Annotated in this window: 17 protein-coding genes and 1 tRNA gene; 10 read left to right on the top strand and 8 right to left on the bottom strand. The window is 45.1% G+C overall.

Annotated elements, in window-relative coordinates; genetic code table 11:
• Positions 1-483 precede the first annotated feature (483 nt).
• The 3 genes from Xets_RS15120 to glyQ form a co-directional block, all read right to left on the bottom strand.
• Positions 484-560 (bottom strand) — tRNA-Pro (locus Xets_RS15120).
• 197 nt (positions 561-757) lie between these two features.
• Positions 758-2,827, bottom strand: a complete 2,070-nt coding sequence (glyS, locus tag Xets_RS15115) for a glycine--tRNA ligase subunit beta (RefSeq protein ID WP_187652047.1) — start codon at positions 2,825-2,827, stop codon at positions 758-760.
• Between the two features lie 9 nt (positions 2,828-2,836).
• A complete protein-coding gene (gene glyQ / locus Xets_RS15110; protein WP_074020078.1) occupies positions 2,837-3,745 on the bottom strand; it encodes a glycine--tRNA ligase subunit alpha in 909 nt (302 codons plus the stop codon).
• A gap of 193 nt (positions 3,746-3,938) precedes the next feature.
• On the opposite strand from glyQ, the gene Xets_RS15105 reads away from it, so the two are divergent.
• Together Xets_RS15105 and Xets_RS15100 are read left to right on the top strand one after the other, a co-directional pair.
• Positions 3,939-4,502 carry a DNA-3-methyladenine glycosylase I gene (locus Xets_RS15105; RefSeq protein WP_187652046.1) on the top strand — a complete coding sequence of 188 codons (564 nt, stop codon included), beginning with the start codon at positions 3,939-3,941 and terminating at the stop codon, positions 4,500-4,502.
• Positions 4,503-4,632: 130 nt separating this feature from the next.
• A complete protein-coding gene (locus Xets_RS15100; protein ID WP_099131752.1) occupies positions 4,633-5,889 on the top strand; it encodes a valine--pyruvate transaminase in 1,257 nt (418 codons plus the stop codon).
• A 355-nt stretch (positions 5,890-6,244) separates the two neighbouring features.
• Here the strand turns inward: Xets_RS15100 and Xets_RS15095 are convergent, their stop codons facing one another.
• Positions 6,245-7,906, bottom strand: a complete 1,662-nt coding sequence (locus tag Xets_RS15095) for a putative transporter (RefSeq protein WP_187652045.1) — start codon at positions 7,904-7,906, stop codon at positions 6,245-6,247.
• 369 nt (positions 7,907-8,275) lie between these two features.
• Between Xets_RS15095 and Xets_RS15090 the strand changes: the two genes are divergently transcribed.
• Complete coding sequence (locus tag Xets_RS15090; RefSeq protein WP_167450636.1) at positions 8,276-8,623, top strand: YceK/YidQ family lipoprotein; 348 nt, start codon at positions 8,276-8,278, stop codon at positions 8,621-8,623.
• Between the two features lie 78 nt (positions 8,624-8,701).
• Here the strand turns inward: Xets_RS15090 and Xets_RS15085 are convergent, their stop codons facing one another.
• A complete protein-coding gene (locus Xets_RS15085; RefSeq protein WP_187652044.1) occupies positions 8,702-9,991 on the bottom strand; it encodes a DUF3748 domain-containing protein in 1,290 nt (429 codons plus the stop codon).
• Between the two features lie 135 nt (positions 9,992-10,126).
• On the opposite strand from Xets_RS15085, the gene Xets_RS15080 reads away from it, so the two are divergent.
• Positions 10,127-10,744 carry a trimeric intracellular cation channel family protein gene (locus Xets_RS15080; RefSeq protein ID WP_074020083.1) on the top strand — a complete coding sequence of 206 codons (618 nt, stop codon included), beginning with the start codon at positions 10,127-10,129 and terminating at the stop codon, positions 10,742-10,744.
• Between the two features lie 31 nt (positions 10,745-10,775).
• Here the strand turns inward: Xets_RS15080 and ligB are convergent, their stop codons facing one another.
• The gene (gene ligB / locus Xets_RS15075; RefSeq protein ID WP_370588250.1) at positions 10,776-12,335 is read right to left on the bottom strand and encodes an NAD-dependent DNA ligase LigB; all 1,560 of its coding nucleotides are present in this window, start codon (positions 12,333-12,335) and stop codon (positions 10,776-10,778) included.
• Positions 12,336-12,383: 48 nt separating this feature from the next.
• Positions 12,384-12,557 (bottom strand): hypothetical protein, encoded by a 174-nt coding sequence (locus Xets_RS24805; RefSeq protein WP_255430671.1) that lies wholly within the window; start codon positions 12,555-12,557, stop codon positions 12,384-12,386.
• Positions 12,558-12,890: 333 nt separating this feature from the next.
• On the opposite strand from Xets_RS24805, the gene gmk reads away from it, so the two are divergent.
• The 5 genes from gmk to recG are packed head-to-tail and all read left to right on the top strand — an operon-like array spanning position 12,891 to position 18,812.
• Positions 12,891-13,514, top strand: coding sequence for a guanylate kinase (gmk, locus tag Xets_RS15070; protein ID WP_099131757.1), 624 nt, complete (start codon positions 12,891-12,893; stop codon positions 13,512-13,514).
• A 54-nt stretch (positions 13,515-13,568) separates the two neighbouring features.
• Positions 13,569-13,844, top strand: coding sequence for a DNA-directed RNA polymerase subunit omega (gene rpoZ / locus Xets_RS15065; RefSeq protein ID WP_074020086.1), 276 nt, complete (start codon positions 13,569-13,571; stop codon positions 13,842-13,844).
• A gap of 18 nt (positions 13,845-13,862) precedes the next feature.
• On the top strand, positions 13,863-15,977 hold the full coding sequence (gene spoT / locus Xets_RS15060; RefSeq protein WP_099131758.1) for a bifunctional GTP diphosphokinase/guanosine-3',5'-bis pyrophosphate 3'-pyrophosphohydrolase: 2,115 nt from the start codon (positions 13,863-13,865) through the stop codon (positions 15,975-15,977).
• Positions 15,978-15,982: 5 nt separating this feature from the next.
• Positions 15,983-16,708, top strand: coding sequence for a tRNA (guanosine(18)-2'-O)-methyltransferase TrmH (gene trmH / locus Xets_RS15055; RefSeq protein ID WP_099131759.1), 726 nt, complete (start codon positions 15,983-15,985; stop codon positions 16,706-16,708).
• A 22-nt stretch (positions 16,709-16,730) separates the two neighbouring features.
• Complete coding sequence (gene recG, locus Xets_RS15050) at positions 16,731-18,812, top strand: ATP-dependent DNA helicase RecG (RefSeq protein ID WP_187652043.1); 2,082 nt, start codon at positions 16,731-16,733, stop codon at positions 18,810-18,812.
• A gap of 68 nt (positions 18,813-18,880) precedes the next feature.
• Here the strand turns inward: recG and gltS are convergent, their stop codons facing one another.
• Positions 18,881-20,095: a sodium/glutamate symporter gene (gene gltS, locus Xets_RS15045; protein ID WP_187652042.1), complete on the bottom strand. Its 1,215-nt coding sequence runs from the start codon at positions 20,093-20,095 to the stop codon at positions 18,881-18,883.
• A gap of 241 nt (positions 20,096-20,336) precedes the next feature.
• On the opposite strand from gltS, the gene Xets_RS15040 reads away from it, so the two are divergent.
• The gene (locus Xets_RS15040) at positions 20,337-21,722 is read left to right on the top strand and encodes an NCS2 family protein (protein ID WP_099131762.1); all 1,386 of its coding nucleotides are present in this window, start codon (positions 20,337-20,339) and stop codon (positions 21,720-21,722) included.
• Positions 21,723-21,769: the final 47 nt, after the last annotated feature.

The raw sequence follows: 21,769 nt of genomic DNA, 5'->3' as shown, positions 1-21,769 counted from the left end.
GAAACATAAGAAAAACATAAAAGAAAAGAATCATTAACAATGATGGTTAAAAAACATGACATGAAGCACATTAAATAGACAAATAAACCAAAAATAAAGCAAATAGAAAGAATAAATCTCTGGTGATGATAATTTTGAATTTGTGACCACATGCTTAAATGATGAGCAGAATAGCTTATAAAAAAGGCGGGAATATATAAGATGAGAATATGAGCTAATCAGGAGAATTGATTTAAATATAAACAGTTAAGTTAACGAGGAAAAAATACACTTGAGCAAACTTGCATATAAAACTTTTGACGGAGTTCACCAATCAGAAAAAATATCAGGAGGATTCGACGATGATGTCAACATAGATGAAAAATTTTTCTAAGCTTGCGGCAATATACAAGAAATGTTTGCAAGGTCTTTATGAAAAGGCTTTTATTTGGTTGTCTGATATATAAAAAAAACCCTGCTTATAAAAAGCAGGGTTCTGAATTCTGGTCGGCGAGAGAGGATTCGAACCTCCGACCCACTGGTCCCAAACCAGTTGCGCTACCAAGCTGCGCTACTCGCCGAAAACGAAGCGCATATTACTGCCAGCGCCACAAACCGTCAATACCTTTTTAAAGATAAGCGATTGTTTGACGACAAAGCATCCAAAATAACCGTTGTAAACGATATCACGGACATTATTACAGGCCACAAAAAGCCCTACCCCAAAAGGTAAGGCCTTTCAATTAAACTGATTTATACTATTTCAATAAATCAGAAATTACTGGAGCAGTGAAATATCTGCGACACGCAAGAACAAATCACGCAATTCACTTAACAACGTTAAACGATTGACCCTGACTTGGCTGTCTTCATCCATAACCATCACATTGTCGAAGAACGCATCCACCACTTCACGCAGGGAAGCCAATTCAACCAACGCATCCTGATAGTTACCTTCGGCAAACAAAGGAGCCAGTTTCTCTTTCAACACCACAAGGTGTGTCGCCAGTTGGATCTCTTCTGCTGCTTTCAATACGGAAGCAAGAACAGTGTCATTCAACTGTTCTTCTGATTTTGCCAGAATGTTGGAAACGCGTTTATTGGCCGCAGCCAAAGAAACGGCTGCATCCAGGGTGCGGAAATGCGTAACCGCTTTCATACGGGCATCAAAGTCTGCCGGTTGAGTCGGACGACGTGCCAATACCGCCTGAATAGCATCAACGCTATAACCCAATTCTTGATACCAAGCGCGGAAACGGCCGAGCATAAACTCAACCACATCATCCACCGCTTTTTCGTTGGTCAGCTTGTTGCCATACAAACGCACCGCTTCTTCTGCCAACGTTTGGAGGTCAAGAGGTAATTTTTTCTCAACGATAATGCGCAGAACACCCAGTGCCGCACGGCGTAAAGCGAACGGGTCTTTATCCCCTTTTGGATGCTGACCAATCCCGAAGATCCCAGCCAAGGTATCCATTTTATCTGCAATGGCAACGGCACAGGAAACCCCCGTTGATGGCAGTGCATCACCAGAGAAACGTGGCTGATACTGCTCATTCAGTGCCAGCGCCACATCTTCCGCTTCTCCATCATGACGTGCATAGTGCATCCCCATCACGCCCTGCGTATCGGTGAATTCGAACACCATATTGGTCATCAGGTCACATTTGGACAATAGACCCGCACGAGTCGCATGATTGACATCTGCCCCGATTTTTTCCGCAATCCAGCCAGCCAAGGCTTGAATACGATCAGTTTTGTCACGCAAGGTGCCCAATTGTTTCTGGAACAGTACAGTTTCCAAACGAGGCAGGTTGTCTTCCAAACGTTGTTTACGGTCAGTCTTGAAGAAGAATTCCGCATCCGCCAGACGTGGGCGAACAACTTTTTCGTTACCTGAAATAATTTGCTGAGGATCAGAAGATTCAATATTGGTGACAAAAATAAAGTTCGCCATCAATTTGCCGGCTTTGTCGTAAACCGGAAAATATTTCTGGTCACCTTTCATGGTATAAACCAATGCTTCAGCAGGAACTTGCAGGAATTTTTCTTCGAATTTCGCAGTCAGTACAACCGGCCATTCCACCAAAGAAGTCACTTCTTCCAACAAACCATCGCTCAGATCTGCAACCCCACCAAGCTGCATTGCGGCCTGTTCTGCATCATGCTTGATCATCGTCTTACGAGCGTCATAATCTGCGATAACCCGACCACGCTTCTGCAAAATAGCGGGATACTGCTGCGCGTTCTCAATGGTAAATTCCGCCTCACCCATAAAGCGGTGACCACGAATAATACGATCCGATTGAATACCCAGAATTTCGCCTTCAACCACGTCGCTGCCCAGCAACATAGTGACCGTATGGACCGGACGAACAAACTGGGTCTGTTTATCGCCCCAACGCATCAACTTAGGGATTGGCAACTTACTCAGAGAACTGCTCACCATATCCGCCAGCAACTCTTTTGCTTCGCGGCCTTTGACCTGGGCACGATAGAGCAGCCATTCCCCTTTATCCGTTACCATGCGTTCAGCCTGATCAACGGTGATACCGCAACCACGCGCCCAACCTTCTGCGGCTTTAGTTGGCTTACCTTCTGCATCGAACGCCTGAGCAATCGCAGGGCCACGCTTTTCAACTTCACGATCAGCCTGTGCTGCTGCCAAATTTGCTACTTTCAGTGCCAAACGGCGAGGAGCCGCAAACCAACTCACTTCACCATGACCCAGATTGGCGTTATTCAGTTCGGCTTCAAAATTGGCCGCAAAAGATTCAGCCAATGAACGCAGCGCCTTTGGCGGTAGCTCTTCCGTACCGATTTCCACAAGGAAAGTCTGTTGAATCATGATGGCCTCTTATTTCTTGTTACACATAGGGAAGCCAAGCGCCTCGCGGGAGGCATAATAAGCTTCAGCAACCGATTTAGTCAGGGTACGGATGCGCAGGATATAGCGCTGACGTTCTGTCACAGAAATCGCTTTGCGGGCATCCAGCAAATTGAAGGTATGACCCGCTTTTAAAATGCGCTCATAAGCGGGCAATGGCAGCGGAGTTTCCAGCGCCAGTAATTCCTGTGCCTCTTTTTCGTATTGCTCAAAGCAGGTAAACAGGAAATCCACATCGGCGTGCTCGAAGTTGTAAGTAGACTGTTCAACTTCATTCTGGTGGTAAATATCACCATAAGTGGTTTTACCCAACGGGCCATCACTCCATACCAGATCGTAAACGCTATCCACGCCTTGAATATACATCGCAAGACGTTCCAACCCGTAAGTAATCTCACCAGTTACTGGCTTACATTCAAGGCCGCCAACTTGCTGGAAGTAAGTAAACTGGGTGACTTCCATACCATTCAGCCAAACTTCCCAGCCCAGCCCCCATGCGCCCAAAGTTGGGTTTTCCCAATTATCTTCAACAAAGCGGATATCATGAACAGTCGGATCGAGCCCTAACGCTTTCAAAGAGCCAAGATAGAGTTCCTGAATGTTATCTGGAGATGGCTTGATGATAACCTGAAATTGATAGTAGTGCTGGAGGCGGTTTGGGTTTTCGCCATAACGACCGTCAGTTGGACGACGAGAAGGTTGCACATAAGCTGCAGCAATAGGCTCTGGCCCCAAAGCACGCAGACAGGTAATAGGATGAGAGGTTCCTGCGCCGACTTCCATATCCAGTGGTTGGACAATGGTACAGCCTTGACGCGCCCAGTAATCCTGTAGTGTCAGGATGAGCCCCTGAAAGGTTTTGGTATCAAACTTTTGCATGTTGAACCCGCACGCGATACATATGAATTTAAACGAAAGAGGCCAGTATACCCTTTGGATGTAAGATATACAGCACTGATCACTCTCAATTTCGCCGCGATATAAAAAAATCTTATTCAAGTCTCTTTACTTGTATATTTATACAGCTAACATTGGTGTAATTATCAACCATTATCTGAGGCAAGTGCAGTTCATGAGCAAAGAAATAACTCGCTGCGGTTGGGTAACATCTGACCCTGATTATCTGGCCTATCACGACAACGAATGGGGAACCCCTTTAAGAGATAGCCAACAACTTTTCGAACTGATTTGTCTGGAAGGACAACAAGCGGGTTTATCATGGTTCACTATTCTGAAAAAACGGGAAGGGTATAGAAAATGTTTTCATCAGTTTGATCCGGTCAAAATAGCCAACATGGATGAAACAGACGTTAGGAGACTGATGGAAGAACCGACCATCGTGCGTAATCATGGCAAAATCAATGCAATTATTCACAATGCCCGCGCTTACCTAAAAATGGCTGAACAAGGTGAAGACTTCAGCGCTTTTATCTGGAGTTTCGTTGATGACTCTCCACAAATTAATCACTGGCAAAATTTATCAGAAGTTCCTGCCAAAACTGCAACTTCCGATGCACTTGCAAAGGCACTGAAAAAACGGGGATTTAAATTTATTGGCAGCACCACCTGCTATGCTTTTATGCAAGCAGCAGGTTTAGTAAATGATCACCTCATAAATTGTTTATGTCGAAAATAACTTACTGTGGTGAAAAATTAAAATTCTTGCATAAGAATAAACAGAAATAACACTTTGACCCCATTGCACCCTAGTAATGAGCAGAGTATGGTGTTTTCTTCTCATACAAAAAACAGACGCTAACGCCATTATGAAATTTTCGCAATTCGGAAACAAATTTACACAAAATTCGGGAATTACCCGTCTGATGAATGATCTCAACCAAGGTCTGAGAACGCCTGGTGCAATTATGCTAGGCGGCGGTAATCCTGCACATATCCCAGAAATGGATGAGTATTTCCAGCAGATATTGGCTGACATGGCGTTAGGCGGTCAATTAAGCGAAACCCTATGCAACTATGACGGGCCACAAGGGAAAAATACCTTGATAACGGCACTGGCCCAAGAGCTAAGAGAAAAGCTCGGCTGGGATATCCAACCACAAAACATTGCTCTGACTAATGGCAGCCAAAGCGCCTTTTTCTATCTGTTTAACTTACTGGCAGGTCGCGCTAAAGACGGCTCAATGAAGCGTGTTTTATTTCCTCTTGCTCCAGAATATATTGGCTATTCAGATTCAGGTTTGGATGAAGGATTATTTGTCGCTAATAAGCCGAATATTGAATTACTGCCCAATGGCCAATTCAAATATCACGTTGATTTCGATCACCTGAATATTACCGAAGACATTAACCTGATTTGTGTCTCTCGTCCTACCAACCCAACAGGCAACGTGATCACCGACGAAGAACTACTGCGCTTGGATAGTCTGGCTCAACAGCACCAAATCCCCCTACTGATAGACAATGCCTACGGTGTACCATTTCCCGGTATTATCTTCAGCGAAGCTACCCCGCTGTGGAATCACAATATTATTCTGTGCATGAGTCTGTCCAAACTGGGTCTGCCAGGCTCCCGCTGCGGTATCATTATCGCTAATGAAAAAATCGTCAGTGCTATCAGTAATATGAATGGTATTATCAGTCTGGCTCCTGGAGGAGTTGGGCCCGCTATCGCTCTGGAAATGATTAAGCGCAACGACCTATTCCGTTTGTCACAAAATGTTATTCAACCGTTTTACAAGCAGCGGGTAGATAACGTAATTACAATCATTCGGCGCCATATATCGGAAGATCGCTGCCTTATCCATAAACCGGAAGGTGCCATATTTCTATGGCTTTGGTTCAAGGACTTACCAATCACGACAGAAGAGCTTTATCAGCGATTAAAGAAACGTAACGTGCTGATGGTGCCGGGACATTTCTTCTTTCCGGGACTGGAACATGATTGGCCACATGCCCATCAATGTATGCGAATGAACTATGTTCCTGATATTGAGAAGATCGAAGAAGGTATTCGTATTCTGTCTGAAGAGATTGAGATCGCACATCAAGAAGCAGGACGCTAATCTTGCATCGCAATCTGTCCTTAGCAATAAAATAAAAAAAAGCTCCCTCATTTTAGGGGGGAGGGAGCAAGATGATAACGAGGACTTTTACCTGCGAACAGGACAGTAGTTATTAGAATCCCAAAAGAATTCTTCACACACAATAGGAAAGGAAAACACTCCCTGTTTTTATACCTTCCCTGAACTGCGTATATTTAACCAGAAAAACCTTATTCTAATGAATTGAATAGGCAGGAATTTTTTACTTTAAATTGCCTCTGCTATCTCAAATTGAAGTCAAATTAAGACAATTGGACAGCATTCTGTGATCTAAAGCACATTTAATAAATCAAACAATTATACTTAATGAACTAAATCATAAGGCCCAGAAAATAACGGCCAAAATTTGGGGAGACATAATCCTTAAAAACATTGCCAATGGATAAACTGTCGCATATGACAACGCAGCAGCCCCGTTGGTACTATGAATTCCATTAGCAAAAGCCAGGGCGGGAGGATCGGTCATGGCACCTGCCAGCACCCCACATAAGCTGAGATAATTCATTTTTATAACAACACGTGCCAGCAGGCTTACAACTAACAGGGGGACTATTGTTATCAATGCACCATAACCAATCCATGCCAGCCCTTCGCCATGCACCAGTGTATTAATAAAATTACCGCCAGATTTCAGCCCTACAACCGCCAGAAACATAACAATCCCCAGTTCGCGTAATGCAAGGTTCGCACTGGGAGGCATAAACCAATAAAGTTTACCGATCGTGCCAATTCGTCCCAAAATTAACGCAATAACCAAGGGCCCTCCTGCCAATCCCAAGCGTAACGCGGCTGGAAAACCAGGAATAAACAGAGGAATCGAACCTAATAAAACCCCTAACCCTATTCCAATAAATACAGGCAACATCTGAACTTGCTGGAGTTTTTGCTGTGAGTTACCCAAAAGCTTTGTGACAGCTTCTACAGCTTCAGGACGACCGACAATGTTCAGGATATCGCCGAACTGTAAACTGGCATTATTACTGGCAACCAGTTCAATTCCTGCACGATTAAGGCGTGTCACGACAACATCATATTTCTGTTTTAAATTGAGTGCCCCAAGCCTCTGGCTCAATACTTCATCATTCGTCACCACAACCCTGACAGATTGAAAAATATCACCGGCAGTAGACAAGGAAACATCAACCTCTTCCCCAATGACCAGCCTGACCTGGTTCAACGCTTCCCGCTGCCCCACCAGATACAGCAGATCCTCACTCTGAATCACGGTAGCTGGCTGGGGAACCATCAACAAATCCTTCCGTTTTAGGCGGGAGCATACCACTGCATCATTATTATTGAGCAACGGAATGTCTTGCATCATTAATCCATTCAAATTTGGATTACGTACAGCGATATTCATTGTCTGGAGCAGTTCTCGCCCCTGATTGTTTTGGTTATCAAACGAATTAGCCTCCTGTTCAATTCTCACTCTGAAAAAAAGGCGAACCAACCACATAACCAGCAAAATACCGCAAATTCCCATAGGATACGCCATCGCATACCCCATACCCATTTGGCTAACCAGTGAAGAGTCAGATCCTAAATCTGCCAGAATTTGCTGCCCTGCCCCTAAAGATGGCGTATTTGTCACTGCACCGGAAAAAATACCTAAAATAATGGGTAAAGGAACATCAAACAATTTGTGAATAATTGCAGCAACTAATCCACCAATAATAACAATCAGGACAGCAAAACCATTTAATTTAAGGCCAGAAACTCGCAGGGAAGAAAAAAAGCCCGGCCCAACTTGAATACCAATAGAATAAACAAACAGAATTAAGCCAAATTCCTGAATAAAATGCAGCATGTCATTACTGAGAGACAGAGAATACATCTGGGCAAAATGACCAACTATAATCCCACCAAACAAAACCCCACCAATTCCAAGACCAATATCCCGTATTCGCCAGTTGCCTATCCATAACCCCAATGCGGCAGACAGCGCCAACAAGCTCATTGTTAATGCAATATCACTCATGACCCGCTTCCTTTACCAAAGGTTAATCGTTCGAAAAATTGATCATTTTCCCTTGTCACCCATAAATGATGGCTTACCATCAATTAAATATTGGCACGAATTAACCTCAAGTTATGTGTTTTAAACCACATACTGTGTGCTTTGAACTTAAAAAAGAAATTTAAATTCACATCACAAAAAATTATCAAATTTAGCGATAAATGCTATAGCAAACTGAATATTACCTGACTATAGTAAATAGTATTAAAAGGTAAACAGCTTTAAAGGGTAAACAGCTTTAAAATACCTGTCATGCTTTGGAAAAGTGGCGTTAATAGCGAATAAAGTATTTGGACATTGGCAAATTAACTCATTGAGATCATGGAAACGATGAAAAATTGTAAAGTGCTTCTATTACTATGTACCACATTAGGATGGTTACTGGTTACTGGTTGTTCCAGCATCATGACCCACAGCGGTCCCTATCAAGGTTATTATTCTGGAGCAAAAGCCAATATTGGCATGTTGCAAGATGACAAAACGGGATGGCTTATGAAGCCCTTGCTTGCGATCGATCTGCCGTTTTCTGCCTTCTTAGACACTCTTCTGCTTCCCTACGATTATGCTCGTTCCGATCAAGATAGCGCAAAGCAATCCCCCAAACACCGTATAGAGCAGCTCGATAAAAAGCCAATCGTCATACTGCCTGCACCAGAAACTGTAGACCACGATACTTAGAATAGAAACTATGAGCTATATCAGCGTATTATCGGGCATCACCATTAATCGGCAATGCCCATTCTGCTCTGTTTGTTTTCAGATAATCCCTGTTTCCACCACAAATATCTGTCGGTAACCACCAATATCACGCATAAAAGCAACATAGCGATCATCCGGTGATATCACTATCGCATCAGCGGAAGGTGCATCATCAGTGCGTTCCGTTAAACGCTGAATTTTTCCAGTCTGGCTATCACAAAGGACAACACTATTATCACAAACACAGGCAATCAACCGCCCACGGCTATCCCAGCTAAATGCGGATTGTATACTGTGCTTGCTATAAGTTATCTGCATGGGTTTACCACCATTTGGTGAGACATACCATAGCTGGACAATCCCTTTTTCATCTTTCATCAGAAAACAGATTTTACTGCCATCTGGCGATGTTCTTAGCCAATGACGTGGAACATTCACCACTCCCGGCCAGCGATTATCGTGCGTAAAAGTCAGGCGTTTCTGTTTCACTCCCGCAGGCGGTGCCGGTAATGTTGTTTCTGTACCAGCCAAAAGTTGGTCGCCCGCAATGGCGTATTCATCGTTATTTTCTGGCAGATCAACGAGATAAATTTCCGGTATTTTTTCGCCATTGGTGGCGTATGTATCCCCAATAAAAGCCAGTGCCCAACGTTGCCATTGACCATTATCTTTGCGATATCCTCGCTGCCCAATCCATCCTTCTTCATAAGCTCGATTGATGTCATCACTGCCGGGATGCGGGCAGGCCGTCGTCTCGCTAACCACAACCGAGAAATAGCTACCACCGTATTCTCTCGGATGTTTTTTGGCTGGCATTACAGCTCGCAAAGGAACGGCCACCGCCACATTACGTAAATCAAGCGCAGGATCTAACTCATGCATCACATGATCATTGTAAGTAAAGCTTAGGCGGCTGCCATCGGGGCTGAAAACGTGGACATGTGTTCCACCGCGCAAAGCGCCAGCGGTATAAGGTGGAGTGATATCCATGGCATCAATGTTAATTGCCACATTTGGCTGCATATCGGAAACAATGACACCACGGCGATGATGAAAATCATATTGCCACTGCGCATCGGGTTTTTCCGGGCCATGAATAAAGGCATAACGAACTGGCTCTTGCGGACTCACAGTCACAACACCGACATGCGCGCCATCCTTTGCCTGATAGATAATTTCAGTTTTCCCATGATTAACATGAATTTTTTCTATCGTTAAACCGGTAAAAGATGCACCATCGGGACGAACATCGTATACCAACCATTGGCTGTCTGGCGTCCAAACATTTATATTAGTTATCTGATGGCTACGGCTATCGAATGTAATCTGACGTTCCTTAAAAACCATTTTACTGCCTTATTTTGCGAGGTTTCGGATAATAAAAACTAATTTTATTCAAATTCGGCTAAAAAATTTCAGTCGAGACGTTATTATTTCAACAGTACCCTTTACTTCTACGTTATATTTTATGTAATTAAATTTATGTTACTCAGTGTCCTTTATATCATTGGTATTACGGCTGAAGCCATGACAGGCGCCTTAGCCGCAGGTCGTCGAAAAATGGATGTATTCGGCGTTATCATTATTGCTTCCGTGACAGCCATCGGTGGTGGCACCGTCCGTGATATTATTTTGGGGCACTATCCCCTTGGCTGGGTAAAAAATCCAGAGTATATAGTGACCGTTGCCTGTGCTGCCGTGCTCACTATCTGGGTTGCTCCCATGATGAAACACCTACGCCGTCTGTTTCTCATTCTTGATGCCATTGGCTTAATTGTCTTCTCCATCATTGGTGCACAAATCGCGTTAGATATGCACTATAGCCCGATCATCGCAGCCATTGCCGCCGTCATCACTGGCGTTTTTGGTGGTGTATTGCGCGATATGTTTTGCAATACCATCCCCCTGGTATTCCAAAAAGAGATTTATGCCGGTGTCTCTTTTGCCGCCGCATGGCTTTATATTGCTTTACTACATACGCCATTACCCCCGGACATCGTCATCTTGATTACGCTTGTTGCAGGACTAGCTGCACGATTGATTGCTATTCGTTATCGTCTTGGATTACCTATCTTCAATTACGATGGCACAGACCACTGATACCGTAGTGAATAGGAGCAACCTTTTGCCCCTATTCACTTAATATCTCTTGTTTATTCTCAATATCCCGCAAAGACAAAATATGCATTACCGCCTTAATCTCAGGATGCTGTAAAAAAGCCAAGATTTTTTCTCTTTGTTTTACTGTTAATGCGTGTTTCGCCTTTGCGTCGGATAATATCGTTTCCCACTGCCATCCCAGTCTATCTGCTTGCTTATCCGTAAAGTGCTTGGCATAAGGCAGGCCAATGGCTTCGTGCCATAGCGAAAGTGGCTGTAACTTTGCCTGCTGGAATTGGGAGAAGATCAATTTTGCACGTTGAGTTCCAATATTAGTCACGGCCTCAAGCTGTTCCTTATCCAAATCCAACCAATCCGTTAAATTTGCCACCAGCCCATGTTTTACCAAAGCTGACCACGTTCCTTGCCCAATGCCTTTCATTTTCAATTTTTCTCCAAGCCATGTCAGACGGGCGATAAACTGTTGCTGGCAATAATGATCATCATGAGTTTCATTTTGATGTTCGAATGTCAGGCAACTCAGGAAATGATAATCCTGCTCATTAGGTGGTTGAATATCAGGACGTTCCATCATACGCCACACCACTTTATCGAGTTTAGGTATACCATGCCCCGCTAATGCCACCGTAATTTTATCGCCAGGATAGACATTCCACTGCTTCCAACGTTTGATCGAACCGATGTTGACTCGACTCACCTGTCGATCATCCACCTTTACTTTTTCCAGCTCTAATACAACGGTTATTCTCCCTGTCCGGCCTATTGTGAAATTAACACCTTTTACAGCTGTCACTTGCTGCCGCAGTGGATATTTCCATGCAATCGCCCAACTGTTTGATCCGGTTCGCCATTGTCGGCCTGCTGGCTCAATCTCCTGGCGTAACACAACACCATCCGTAGCAAAAGGGAGGCGTCGGACAAAATAATCTTTCCATCTTTTTTCGGCATCTTCTGCTGTGGCAATGAAGTGGCTATATTGCTGTGTAATGGGGAAACCCATTGCAGACAATTTTTCCAGTTTCACCGCCATTTCATTTGGCCCATCCGGCCAGCCCCAAATAAAAATACCAACTTGTTTCAGTTCCGGTGCTGGAGTTTTACGCATCATTAAGCCCGCAACTTTACTGCGCGCACCTTGACTCCCCGAAGCAAACTGCCGATGTTGTTCCTGCTGCCAGAAAAGCTCACCTTGTAATACCAAATGTTCAGGGGCATTTTTAATCCGCTGAGGAATACTGGGAATAAACTCGCTTTTCTCCATCCAGTCTATTCCTTCAATACCATCCCCACGGCTGATTAACTGCACTAATTGACCTTTTTCATACACCAAAGTCACCGCAACACCATCGATTTTAGGTTGCAGCCACACCCCTGTGCGCCCCTGAAACCACTGTCGAATCTCCTGTATTCCTTTCAACTTATGCAAGCCTGTATGCTGGACAGGATGAAGCTGTTTCCCTGCCTGTATCTCAGAGGAAAACACAGGAATCACAGAAATGTCGGCAACAGGGCTAACAGAGAGTAAAGTGCTGTCTGATCCGTGATTTAAACAACTTTGCCAAATTCTCAAGGTTTCCAATAATTGATCGTAAATTTCATCATCTATTTCACTAATTCCCTACTGGCGATAAAGATGATCCCACTTAGCCACCTGCTGTATCAGGTGCCTAATTTCATTCTGAAATTTTTCTTGTTGCCAGTCAGGACACTGAACCTTATTTGCAAATGCCATTGGCATACCAGATAGCAATATCCATACTGTTATTAAAAAACTGACGAGAAAATTAAGCATCCTTGCTCCTTGGCTTCCTTAAAACGGCTTCCTAAAAATTGATTCCAAGACACGGACAGAGAATAAAAAGCAGGAGAATTTTTACCAAGTGGCAAAAAAGAAGTTTGCGAGAAGTTTCGAAAAATAAATATGCAATTTCTGCAACCAACTATTTTTGCTGAAAATGTCTCGCAAAAAATCTCATTAATGCCAGTTTGTTAAGAAAATATTTTGGTGAAATACCTGTTGGCATGTATTGTAGCGCTGCATGGATTAATGTATCCGTGTATACTATGCGGGATCTTATATTCCTGCGCTTGCATTTATTTATACCCAATCAGTCAAGAAATCATCATGAACCAAGGAACGTTATATATTGTTTCTGCGCCGAGTGGAGCAGGCAAATCAAGCCTTATTCAGGCTTTATTAAAAACCCAGCCCTTGTATGACACTCAGGTTTCTGTTTCGCATACGACACGGCAAGCTCGCCCAGGCGAAAATCATGGTGAACACTATTTTTTCGTCACGGTGGATGAATTTCAAAATATGATCAACCATGATGAATTTTTGGAATATGCCTGTGTTTTTGGTAACTATTACGGCACATCCCGAAAAGTCATCGAAGATACACTCGCCAGTGGCGTTGATGTTTTTCTTGATATTGACTGGCAAGGTGCACAGCAAATCCGCCAGAAAATGCCAACAGCTCGCAGCATTTTCATTCTTCCACCCTCTAAGGAAGAGTTGCTCCGCCGCCTGTGTGGGCGTGGTCAGGACAGCGAAGAAATCATTGCCAAACGAATGGCTCAGGCTGTCGCGGAAATGGAACATTACAACGAATATGATTACGTCATCATCAATGACGATTTCAATACGGCATTGGCCGATTTACAATCTATTATTCGTTCAGAGCGTCTACGATTAGATCGTCAGACCCAGCGGCATGATGCCTTAATCAGCAAATTATTGGCAGACTGAACCAAGTTTCAGTATTATGCCCAGTCATTTATTTATCTGTGGAGTAGCACTCATATGGCACGCGTAACTGTTCAAGACGCAGTAGAAAAAATTGGTAACCGTTTTGACCTGGTGTTGGTCGCTGCTCGCCGAGCACGCCAATTGCAAGTAGGTGGCAAAGATCCCCTCGTTCCAGAAGAAAACGATAAGATGACTGTTATTGCCCTGCGTGAAATCGAGCAAGGTCTTATCAACAACAAAATTCTCGATGTTCGTGAGCGCCAGGAACAGCAAGAGCAAGAAGCCGCAGAAATCAAAGCCGTTTCTGCCATCGCTGAAGGTCGTCGTTAATTTTACGGTAGGTCTGCCTTGTACCTGTTTGAAAGCCTGAATCAGCTGGTTCTGAAATATTTGCCTGAAGATCAAATTGATCTGCTTAAACAGGCCTATGTGGTTGCGCGGGATGCTCACGAAGGGCAAACCCGTTCCAGCGGTGAGCCATACATCACTCACCCCGTCGCCGTTTCCTGTATTTTGGCTGAAATGCGCCTTGACCATGAAACACTTATGGCGGCACTTTTGCACGATGTCATTGAAGATACTCCTGCAACATTTCAGGATATAGAACAGTTATTTGGCACGGCCGTTGCCGGATTGGTGGAAGGTGTATCCAAGCTGGATAAACTGAACTTCCGCGACAAAAAGGAAGCACAGGCTGAAAACTTCCGCAAAATGATCATGGCGATGGTGCAGGATATCCGCGTCATTTTGATCAAACTGGCAGACCGTACTCACAATATGCGAACCCTTGGCTCCCTGCGCCCCGATAAACGGCGGCGCATTGCCAGGGAAACGCTGGAAATTTATAGTCCGCTGGCTCATCGTCTGGGTATTCATCACCTAAAAACCGAGCTGGAGGAACTTGGGTTTGAAGCCCTGTATCCAAACCGCTATCGCGTAATTAAAGAAGTTGTGAAAGCCGCTCGCGGTAATCGCAAAGAGATGATCCAGAAAATTCTGTCGGAGATTGAAGGCAGGTTAACGGATGCCGGTATCAAATGCACAGTCAGTGGCCGTGAAAAACATCTCTATTCGATCTATCGTAAGATGCGTCTGAAAGAGCAGCGTTTCCATTCCATCATGGATATTTACGCCTTTCGTGTCATCGTCAATAATCTTGATACCTGCTACCGCGTATTGGGGCAAATGCACAGTTTGTACAAACCACGCCCCGGCAGAGTGAAAGATTATATTGCCATCCCTAAAGCCAACGGTTACCAATCCCTCCATACCTCCCTGATAGGCCCGCATGGGGTGCCCGTCGAAGTTCAGATCCGTACCGAAGATATGGATCAAATGGCGGAAATGGGGGTTGCCGCACACTGGGCCTATAAAGAACAAGGGGAATCCGGTACAACTGCGCAGGTTCGTGCCCAACGCTGGATGCAGAGCCTATTGGAACTCCAGCAAAGTGCCGGCAGCTCTTTTGAATTTATTGAAAGCGTTAAATCTGATTTGTTCCCTGATGAGATTTACGTTTTTACCCCTGAAGGACGAATTGTTGAGTTACCGGCTGGCGCGACCCCTGTCGATTTTGCTTATGCCGTCCATACCGATATCGGCCACGCCTGTGTTGGTGCACGCGTTGATCGTCTGCCTTATCCTCTCTCACAAACGCTTAGCAGTGGGCAAACTGTCGAAATTATTACTGCGCCAGGGGCTCGCCCTAATGCTGCATGGCTGAACTTTGTCGTTAGTTCCAAAGCACGTGCCAAGATCCGCCAGTTATTGAAAAATCTGAAACGGGATGATTCCATTAGTTTGGGGCGTCGTTTGCTCAATCATGCACTCGGTAACGGCACCAAAGTTGCCGATATTCCGCAAGAAAATATCAACAAAGAGCTGGCAAGGATGAAGCTCGCTACTTTGGATGATTTGTTGGCGGAAATCGGATTGGGTAATGCCATGAGCGTGGTTGTCGCCCGCAACTTATTATTGGGCTCACCGGAAAAAGGACCGCACAACAACAGCAATACTTCCCGTAAGCTGCCTATCAAGGGCGCTGATGGTATTTTGATTACCTTTGCTAAATGTTGTCGCCCAATTCCAGGCGACCCGATTATTGCCCATATCAGCCCCGGAAAAGGTTTGGTAATCCACCACGAATCCTGTCGCAATATCCGTGGATATCAGAAAGAACCAGAAAAATTCATGCCTGTTGAGTGGGATAAAGATATCAATAGCGATTTTATTGCTGAAATTAAAGTCGATATGTTTAACCATCAGGGAGCATTGGCAAATCTGACTGCTGCCATTAACGATGTAAACTCCAGTATTCAAAGCATGAATACAGAGGAAAAAGATGGCCGTGTCTATTGTGCTTTCATCAGGCTGACGACCAAAGACCGTATCCAGCTGGCGAATATCATGCGTAAGATACGTATCATGCCAGACGTGATGCGAGTCAGCCGTAACCGAAACTAGAGGTTATGAATCCTAAACGTTACGCACGCATTTGCCAGATGATGGCAATGCGTCAACCTGACCTGACAATCTGTTTAGAAGAAGTTCACAAACCCCATAACGTATCCGCCGTTATTCGTACTGCGGATGCTGTTGGTATTCACCAAATCCATGCTATTTGGCCTACTGAGCAATTAAGAACCCAGCTCTCTTCGGCGGCGGGTAGTAATAGCTGGGTTCAGGTGAAAACACATTCCACAACTGAACAGGCTATTCACCAATTTAAATCTGATGGAATGCAAGTGCTGGCGACCCATCTTTCTGATAAAGCCGTCGACTTCCGTCAAATTGATTACACTAAACCTACCTGCATCATTATGGGGCAGGAGAAAAAAGGTATCTCAAAACAAGCCATCGCCCTGGCAGATCACGATATCATTATTCCGATGGCAGGTATGGTGCAATCATTGAATGTCTCTGTCGCCTCTGCCTTGATTCTGTATGAAGCACAACGGCAGCGCCAATTGGCAGACATGTACCAACGGGAGAAAAGCATTCTGCCAGAAGAGGAACAGCAAAGGTTACTGTTCGAAGGAGGATATCCCGTGTTGGCTGCTGTTTCTCGTCGTAAGGGCCTGGAGCAACCTTTGATAGATAAACAAGGGCAAATTATCGCAAGTGAATCATGGTGGTCAGCTATGCAAGCAACATCAGCCGCGCAAAAAACAACTGCACCATCAGCAAGGAAATAAATCACACTGACGGAGAAATCGTATGAAAGGCCAACTACTTGATGCCATCCCCTTAACCACATTGCGTGGTGTTGGAGCCAATCAGGTCACTAAACTCGCTAAGTTAGGGTTGGTCAATCTACAGGATCTGCTTTTGCATATGCCTCTCCGTTATGAGGATCAAACCCGCCTGTATACCATTAATAAATTACTGCCCGGTACTTATGCTACGGTAACAGGTGAAATATTACGCACCAATGTGACGTTTGGGCGTCGGCGCATCATGACCTGCCAAATCAGTGATAGCACAGGTATATTGACCCTGCGTTTCTTCAATTTTACTGCCGCCATGAAAAATAATCTGGCCGCAGGAAAGCACATTGTTGCTTATGGGGAAATTCGTCGCGGCAATCAAGGGCCAGAGATTATCCATCCTGAATATAAAGTCCAGCAACACGCCAGCCGTATCCACCTGCAAGAGACGTTAACCCCCATCTATCCCACGACCGAGGGAGTACGCCAGACGACGCTGCGCAAGTTAATCGATCAGGCATTGGAAATATTAACTACCTGTGCCATAAATGAATTGCTGCCGGAAGAATTTAGCCAGAATATCATTAGCCTGCCTGATGCACTGCGTACATTGCACCATCCCCCGCCGGATACTTCTCTGGCCGATTTGGAGAATAGCCGACATCCAGCCCAGCGAAGGTTGATTCTGGAAGAATTGCTGGCGCATCATTTAAGTATGTTGGCAGTCAGGGCTGGAACCCAGCGCTTTCATGCATCCCCCTTAACGGCAGATGATTCGCTAAAGCAGAAGCTTCTGAGCCAGTTACCATTCTCACCCACAGGCGCACAAGCCCGTGTCGTTGCAGAAATAGAACATGATTTGGCAAAAAATGTCCCCATGATGCGTCTGATACAAGGGGATGTCGGTTCGGGAAAAACATTGGTGGCAGCACTGGCAGCCGTCCGTGCCATTGTTCACGGCAAACAAGTGGCTCTGATGGCACCAACTGAGCTTTTGGCAGAGCAACATGCCAATACCTTCCGTCAATGGCTTGAACCACTCGGTATTCAGGTCGGTTGGTTGGCTGGCAAACAGAAAGGCAAGGCACGTCAGGCACAGCAAGAGGCGATAGCAAGCGGTCAAGTGAGCATGGTTGTCGGTACTCATGCCATGTTTCAGGAGCAAGTAAAATTTGCCGGATTAGCACTGGTTATCATTGATGAGCAACATCGATTCGGTGTTCATCAACGTCTGGCATTATGGGAAAAAGGGCGCGAACAAGGCTTCTATCCCCATCAATTGATCATGACTGCAACCCCTATTCCACGTACATTGGCAATGACCGCCTACGCCGATCTGGATACTTCTATCATTGATGAATTGCCACCAGGCCGAACACCAGTCACAACGGTTGCTATCCCAGATACTCGCCGGAATGACATTATCCAACGTATCAAAAGCGCCTGTCTGGATGAAGGCCGTCAGGCTTACTGGGTGTGTACCTTGATCGAAGATTCGGAAGTGCTAGAAGCGCAAGCAGCGCAAGCAACCAGCGAAGAGCTGACACTGTCATTGCCTGAATTGAAAATCGGCTTAGTGCACGGGCGGATGAAACCGGCAGAAAAACAAGCCATCATGGAGGCGTTCAAACAAGGTGAAATACAATTGCTGGTTGCCACGACAGTAATCGAAGTCGGGGTAGATGTGCCCAATGCCAGCCTGATGATCATCGACAATCCCGAACGGCTAGGGTTAGCCCAGTTGCACCAGCTTCGAGGACGCGTCGGGCGTGGAGCCATCGCTTCTCACTGTGTCCTGCTCTATAAAACTCCACTGACCAATACAGCCAAAATTCGCCTGCAAGTTTTACGGGACAGTAACGATGGTTTTGTGATTGCCCAGAAAGATTTGGAGATCCGCGGGCCAGGTGAATTACTTGGTACGCGCCAAACGGGCAATGCAGAATTCAGGATCGCGGATTTATTACGGGATCAAAGTATGCTTCCTGAAGTTCAGCGTATCGCCCACTATATCCACCAACGCTACCCTGAACATGCCAAGGCGCTAATTGAACGCTGGTTGCCGGAGCGTTCTCAATATAGTCATGCTTAAGTTCCAGCCGCTGAGAATTTCAGCGGCCTATTTCACCAAGATATTGAGCGAACCAAAAGTAAATTAATTTAACCTGCTACAGATGGGAACACCGGTAATAACAGATACAATTTGATGACAGCAGCGTTGACAATATCAAGGAAGAATGCCCCCACCATGGGAACGAGTAAGAATGCCATATGCGATGGTCCAAAACGGTCGGTGATCGCTTGCATATTCGCGATGGCTGTTGGTGTTGCCCCTAAGCCAAAACCACAGTGGCCGGCTGACAAGACTGCCGCGTCGAAATTCTTGCCCATGATGCGGTAAGTGACGAAAACAGCATATAAAGCCATAACCACTGCTTGCACGGCAAGAATGATCAACATTGGCAGCGCAAGGGAAGCCAACTGCCACAGTTTCAGGCTCATCAATGCCATTGCCAGGAACAGCGATAAACTAACGTTACCCAAGACCGACACCGCTCGGTCAAAGACCCGATAAAAACCAAGCAGGGATAAGCCGTTACTGAGAATGACACCAACAAACAGGACACATACGAATGTCGGTAATTCAAAGGCTGTGCCTTGTAGCAGTTTCTCAATAAACTTACCGGCCAATAAGCAAATGGAAACCATAGCAATAGTTTCCACCATCACTAATGGCGTAATAAGCCGACCAGTATAAGGTTTCTCAAATGCCGTCGGCAGCTCGGTATCCTCAGCTCCCAATCCTGGAGTTTTGGTATTTTTCACCAACATGCGGGCAACTGGGCCGCCAATTAAGCCACCTAAAATCAGACCGAATGTTGCACATGCCATTGCCACTTCTGTAGCATTTTCAAAACCATAGCGTTCAGTGAATACCTTGCCCCAAGCGGCTCCTGTTCCATGCCCACCAGACAGTGTAATAGAGCCTGCCAGCAATCCCATTAATGGATCGAGACCAAGCATTTTCGCCAACGCAATGCCTACGGTGTTCTGTACAAATAACAGGCCAACAACCACGCAGACAAAAATGACCAAGAATTTTCCGCCTGCTTTCAGGCTGGCAAGGTTAGCGTTCAAGCCGATGGTGGCAAAGAACATCAACATGAGAGGCTCTTGGAGAGACAAGTCAAAACTGACTTCCCAACCCGTGGATTGTTTAACCGCCAGCAGAACTAGCGCAACCAATAATCCACCTGCGACTGGCTCAGGGATCGTATATTTCTCAAGGAATGGGACTGATTGTACGAGTTTTCTTCCTAGTAGCAAAACCAGTGTGGCAGCAACGAGCGTGCCATAAATATCCAGATGATACATCGATGTACCTCATCCATTGTTAATATTATGTGAATTTAATGTGACGTTATAATCATCCTATAAAAACGCCAAGAGCAGGTAAGGGTTGGATTAGAAAGAAAATTACGCATAAACACAAGTTAAAACATTTAAAAATGTGACGAAATTAATTTGTATTTCATTATGAAAACTTTAAGCAAACGATTGCTTTGATGATAAGAATCGTTAAAATGCACTTTTTGTCTATCTGGAATTTCACAATATGGTCAATTTACCCCGTGAATCCAATTCATCAGAAGTTCCCAATAAATCAAACAATGAACTTATCTATCGCCTGGAAGATAAACCACCGTTCCCACATGCCCTATTTGCTGCATGCCAACATTTACTAGCAATGTTTGTAGCTGTTATTACGCCAGCAATGCTGATTTGCCAGGCTCTGGGGCTTCCAGAACAGGATACCCAACGTATTATCAGTATGTCCCTGTTTGCTTCAGGTTTGGCATCACTTATTCAAATTCGCTCTTGGGGACCCATTGGCTCTGGATTACTTTCAATTCAGGGCACCAGTTTTAATTTTGTTGCTCCACTGATTATGGGTGGCTTAGCATTAAAAAATGGCGGTGCGGATATTCCCACCATGATGGCAGCTCTGTTCGGTACACTGATGCTCGCCTCAATGACGGAAGTGCTGCTTTCACGAGTGCTGCATTTAGCAAGACGGATCATTACACCGCTGGTATCCGGTATCGTGGTGATGATTATTGGCCTGTCGTTAATTCAAGTGGGGTTAACTTCGATTGGTGGCGGTTATTCTGCAATTCAAAACGGCACATTTGGCGCACCTGAAAACCTGCTGCTTGCAGGAACTGTTCTTGCCGTCATCGTGTTACTGAATCGCCAAAATAACCCTTACTTGCGTGTCGCTTCTCTGGTCATTGCCATGGCAGTGGGTTATCTGCTGGCCTGGTACATGGATATGTTGCCCGTTTCAACACCAAAAGAAGGTACACCAATCATCACCGTCCCTTCGCCACTCTACTATGGTTTGTCTTTTGACTGGAATCTGTTGATCCCACTGATTCTGATTTTTATGGTGACATCACTGGAAACGATTGGTGATATCACAGCTACCTCAGATGTCTCTGAACAGCCTGTCAGTGGTCCGCTCTATATGAAACGTATCAAGGGCGGTGTGCTGGCAAATGGCCTCAATTCTATGGTGTCAGCCGTGTTCAATACATTTCCAAACTCCTGTTTTGGCCAGAACAATGGTGTGATCCAGCTAACCGGTGTTGCCAGTCGCTATGTTGGTTACATGATTGCTTTAATGTTAATTCTATTGGGGCTGTTTCCCGCTGTGGCTGGTTTTGTACAACATATTCCTGAGCCTGTTCTGGGAGGGGCGACGATTGTGATGTTTGGTACTATCGCCGCATCTGGTGTCAGAATTGTTTCTCGTGAACCTCTGAATCGACGTTCCATTATGATCATCGCACTGTCCCTGGCCGTCGGGTTAGGTGTCTCTCAACAACCGCTGATTTTACAGTTTGCCCCTGATTGGGTGAAAAATTTACTCTCTTCAGGTATTGCCGCAGGTGGGTTAACCGCCATTCTGCTTAACCTAATTTTTCCCCAAGATAAATAATTAGCCGTTTTTTATATGATACTTTTCTCCCGCCTTACTCGCGGGAG

This window comes from Xenorhabdus sp. TS4 (assembly GCF_014467265.1).
Lineage (GTDB): Bacteria > Pseudomonadota > Gammaproteobacteria > Enterobacterales > Enterobacteriaceae > Xenorhabdus > Xenorhabdus ehlersii.
This window is presented reverse-complemented; position numbering and strand designations above follow the sequence as displayed.

Bases quoted from the DNA above. Each gene is read 5' to 3' on its own strand.
- recG (WP_187652043.1), top strand. From the start codon at position 16,731: ATGAAAGGCCAACTACTTGATGCCATCCCCTTAACCACATTGCGTGGT.
- rpoZ (WP_074020086.1), top strand. From the start codon at position 13,569: ATGGCACGCGTAACTGTTCAAGACGCAGTAGAAAAAATTGGTAACCGT.
- Xets_RS15040 (WP_099131762.1), top strand. From the start codon at position 20,337: ATGGTCAATTTACCCCGTGAATCCAATTCATCAGAAGTTCCCAATAAA.
- glyQ (WP_074020078.1), bottom strand. From the start codon at position 3,745: ATGCAAAAGTTTGATACCAAAACCTTTCAGGGGCTCATCCTGACACTA.
- Xets_RS15095 (WP_187652045.1), bottom strand. From the start codon at position 7,906: ATGAGTGATATTGCATTAACAATGAGCTTGTTGGCGCTGTCTGCCGCA.
- Xets_RS15080 (WP_074020083.1), top strand. From the start codon at position 10,127: ATGTTACTCAGTGTCCTTTATATCATTGGTATTACGGCTGAAGCCATG.
- Xets_RS15085 (WP_187652044.1), bottom strand. From the start codon at position 9,991: ATGGTTTTTAAGGAACGTCAGATTACATTCGATAGCCGTAGCCATCAG.
- Xets_RS15090 (WP_167450636.1), top strand. From the start codon at position 8,276: ATGAAAAATTGTAAAGTGCTTCTATTACTATGTACCACATTAGGATGG.
- Xets_RS15100 (WP_099131752.1), top strand. From the start codon at position 4,633: ATGAAATTTTCGCAATTCGGAAACAAATTTACACAAAATTCGGGAATT.
- gltS (WP_187652042.1), bottom strand. From the start codon at position 20,095: ATGTATCATCTGGATATTTATGGCACGCTCGTTGCTGCCACACTGGTT.
- Xets_RS24805 (WP_255430671.1), bottom strand. From the start codon at position 12,557: ATGCTTAATTTTCTCGTCAGTTTTTTAATAACAGTATGGATATTGCTA.
- trmH (WP_099131759.1), top strand. From the start codon at position 15,983: ATGAATCCTAAACGTTACGCACGCATTTGCCAGATGATGGCAATGCGT.
- gmk (WP_099131757.1), top strand. From the start codon at position 12,891: ATGAACCAAGGAACGTTATATATTGTTTCTGCGCCGAGTGGAGCAGGC.
- Xets_RS15105 (WP_187652046.1), top strand. From the start codon at position 3,939: ATGAGCAAAGAAATAACTCGCTGCGGTTGGGTAACATCTGACCCTGAT.
- glyS (WP_187652047.1), bottom strand. From the start codon at position 2,827: ATGATTCAACAGACTTTCCTTGTGGAAATCGGTACGGAAGAGCTACCG.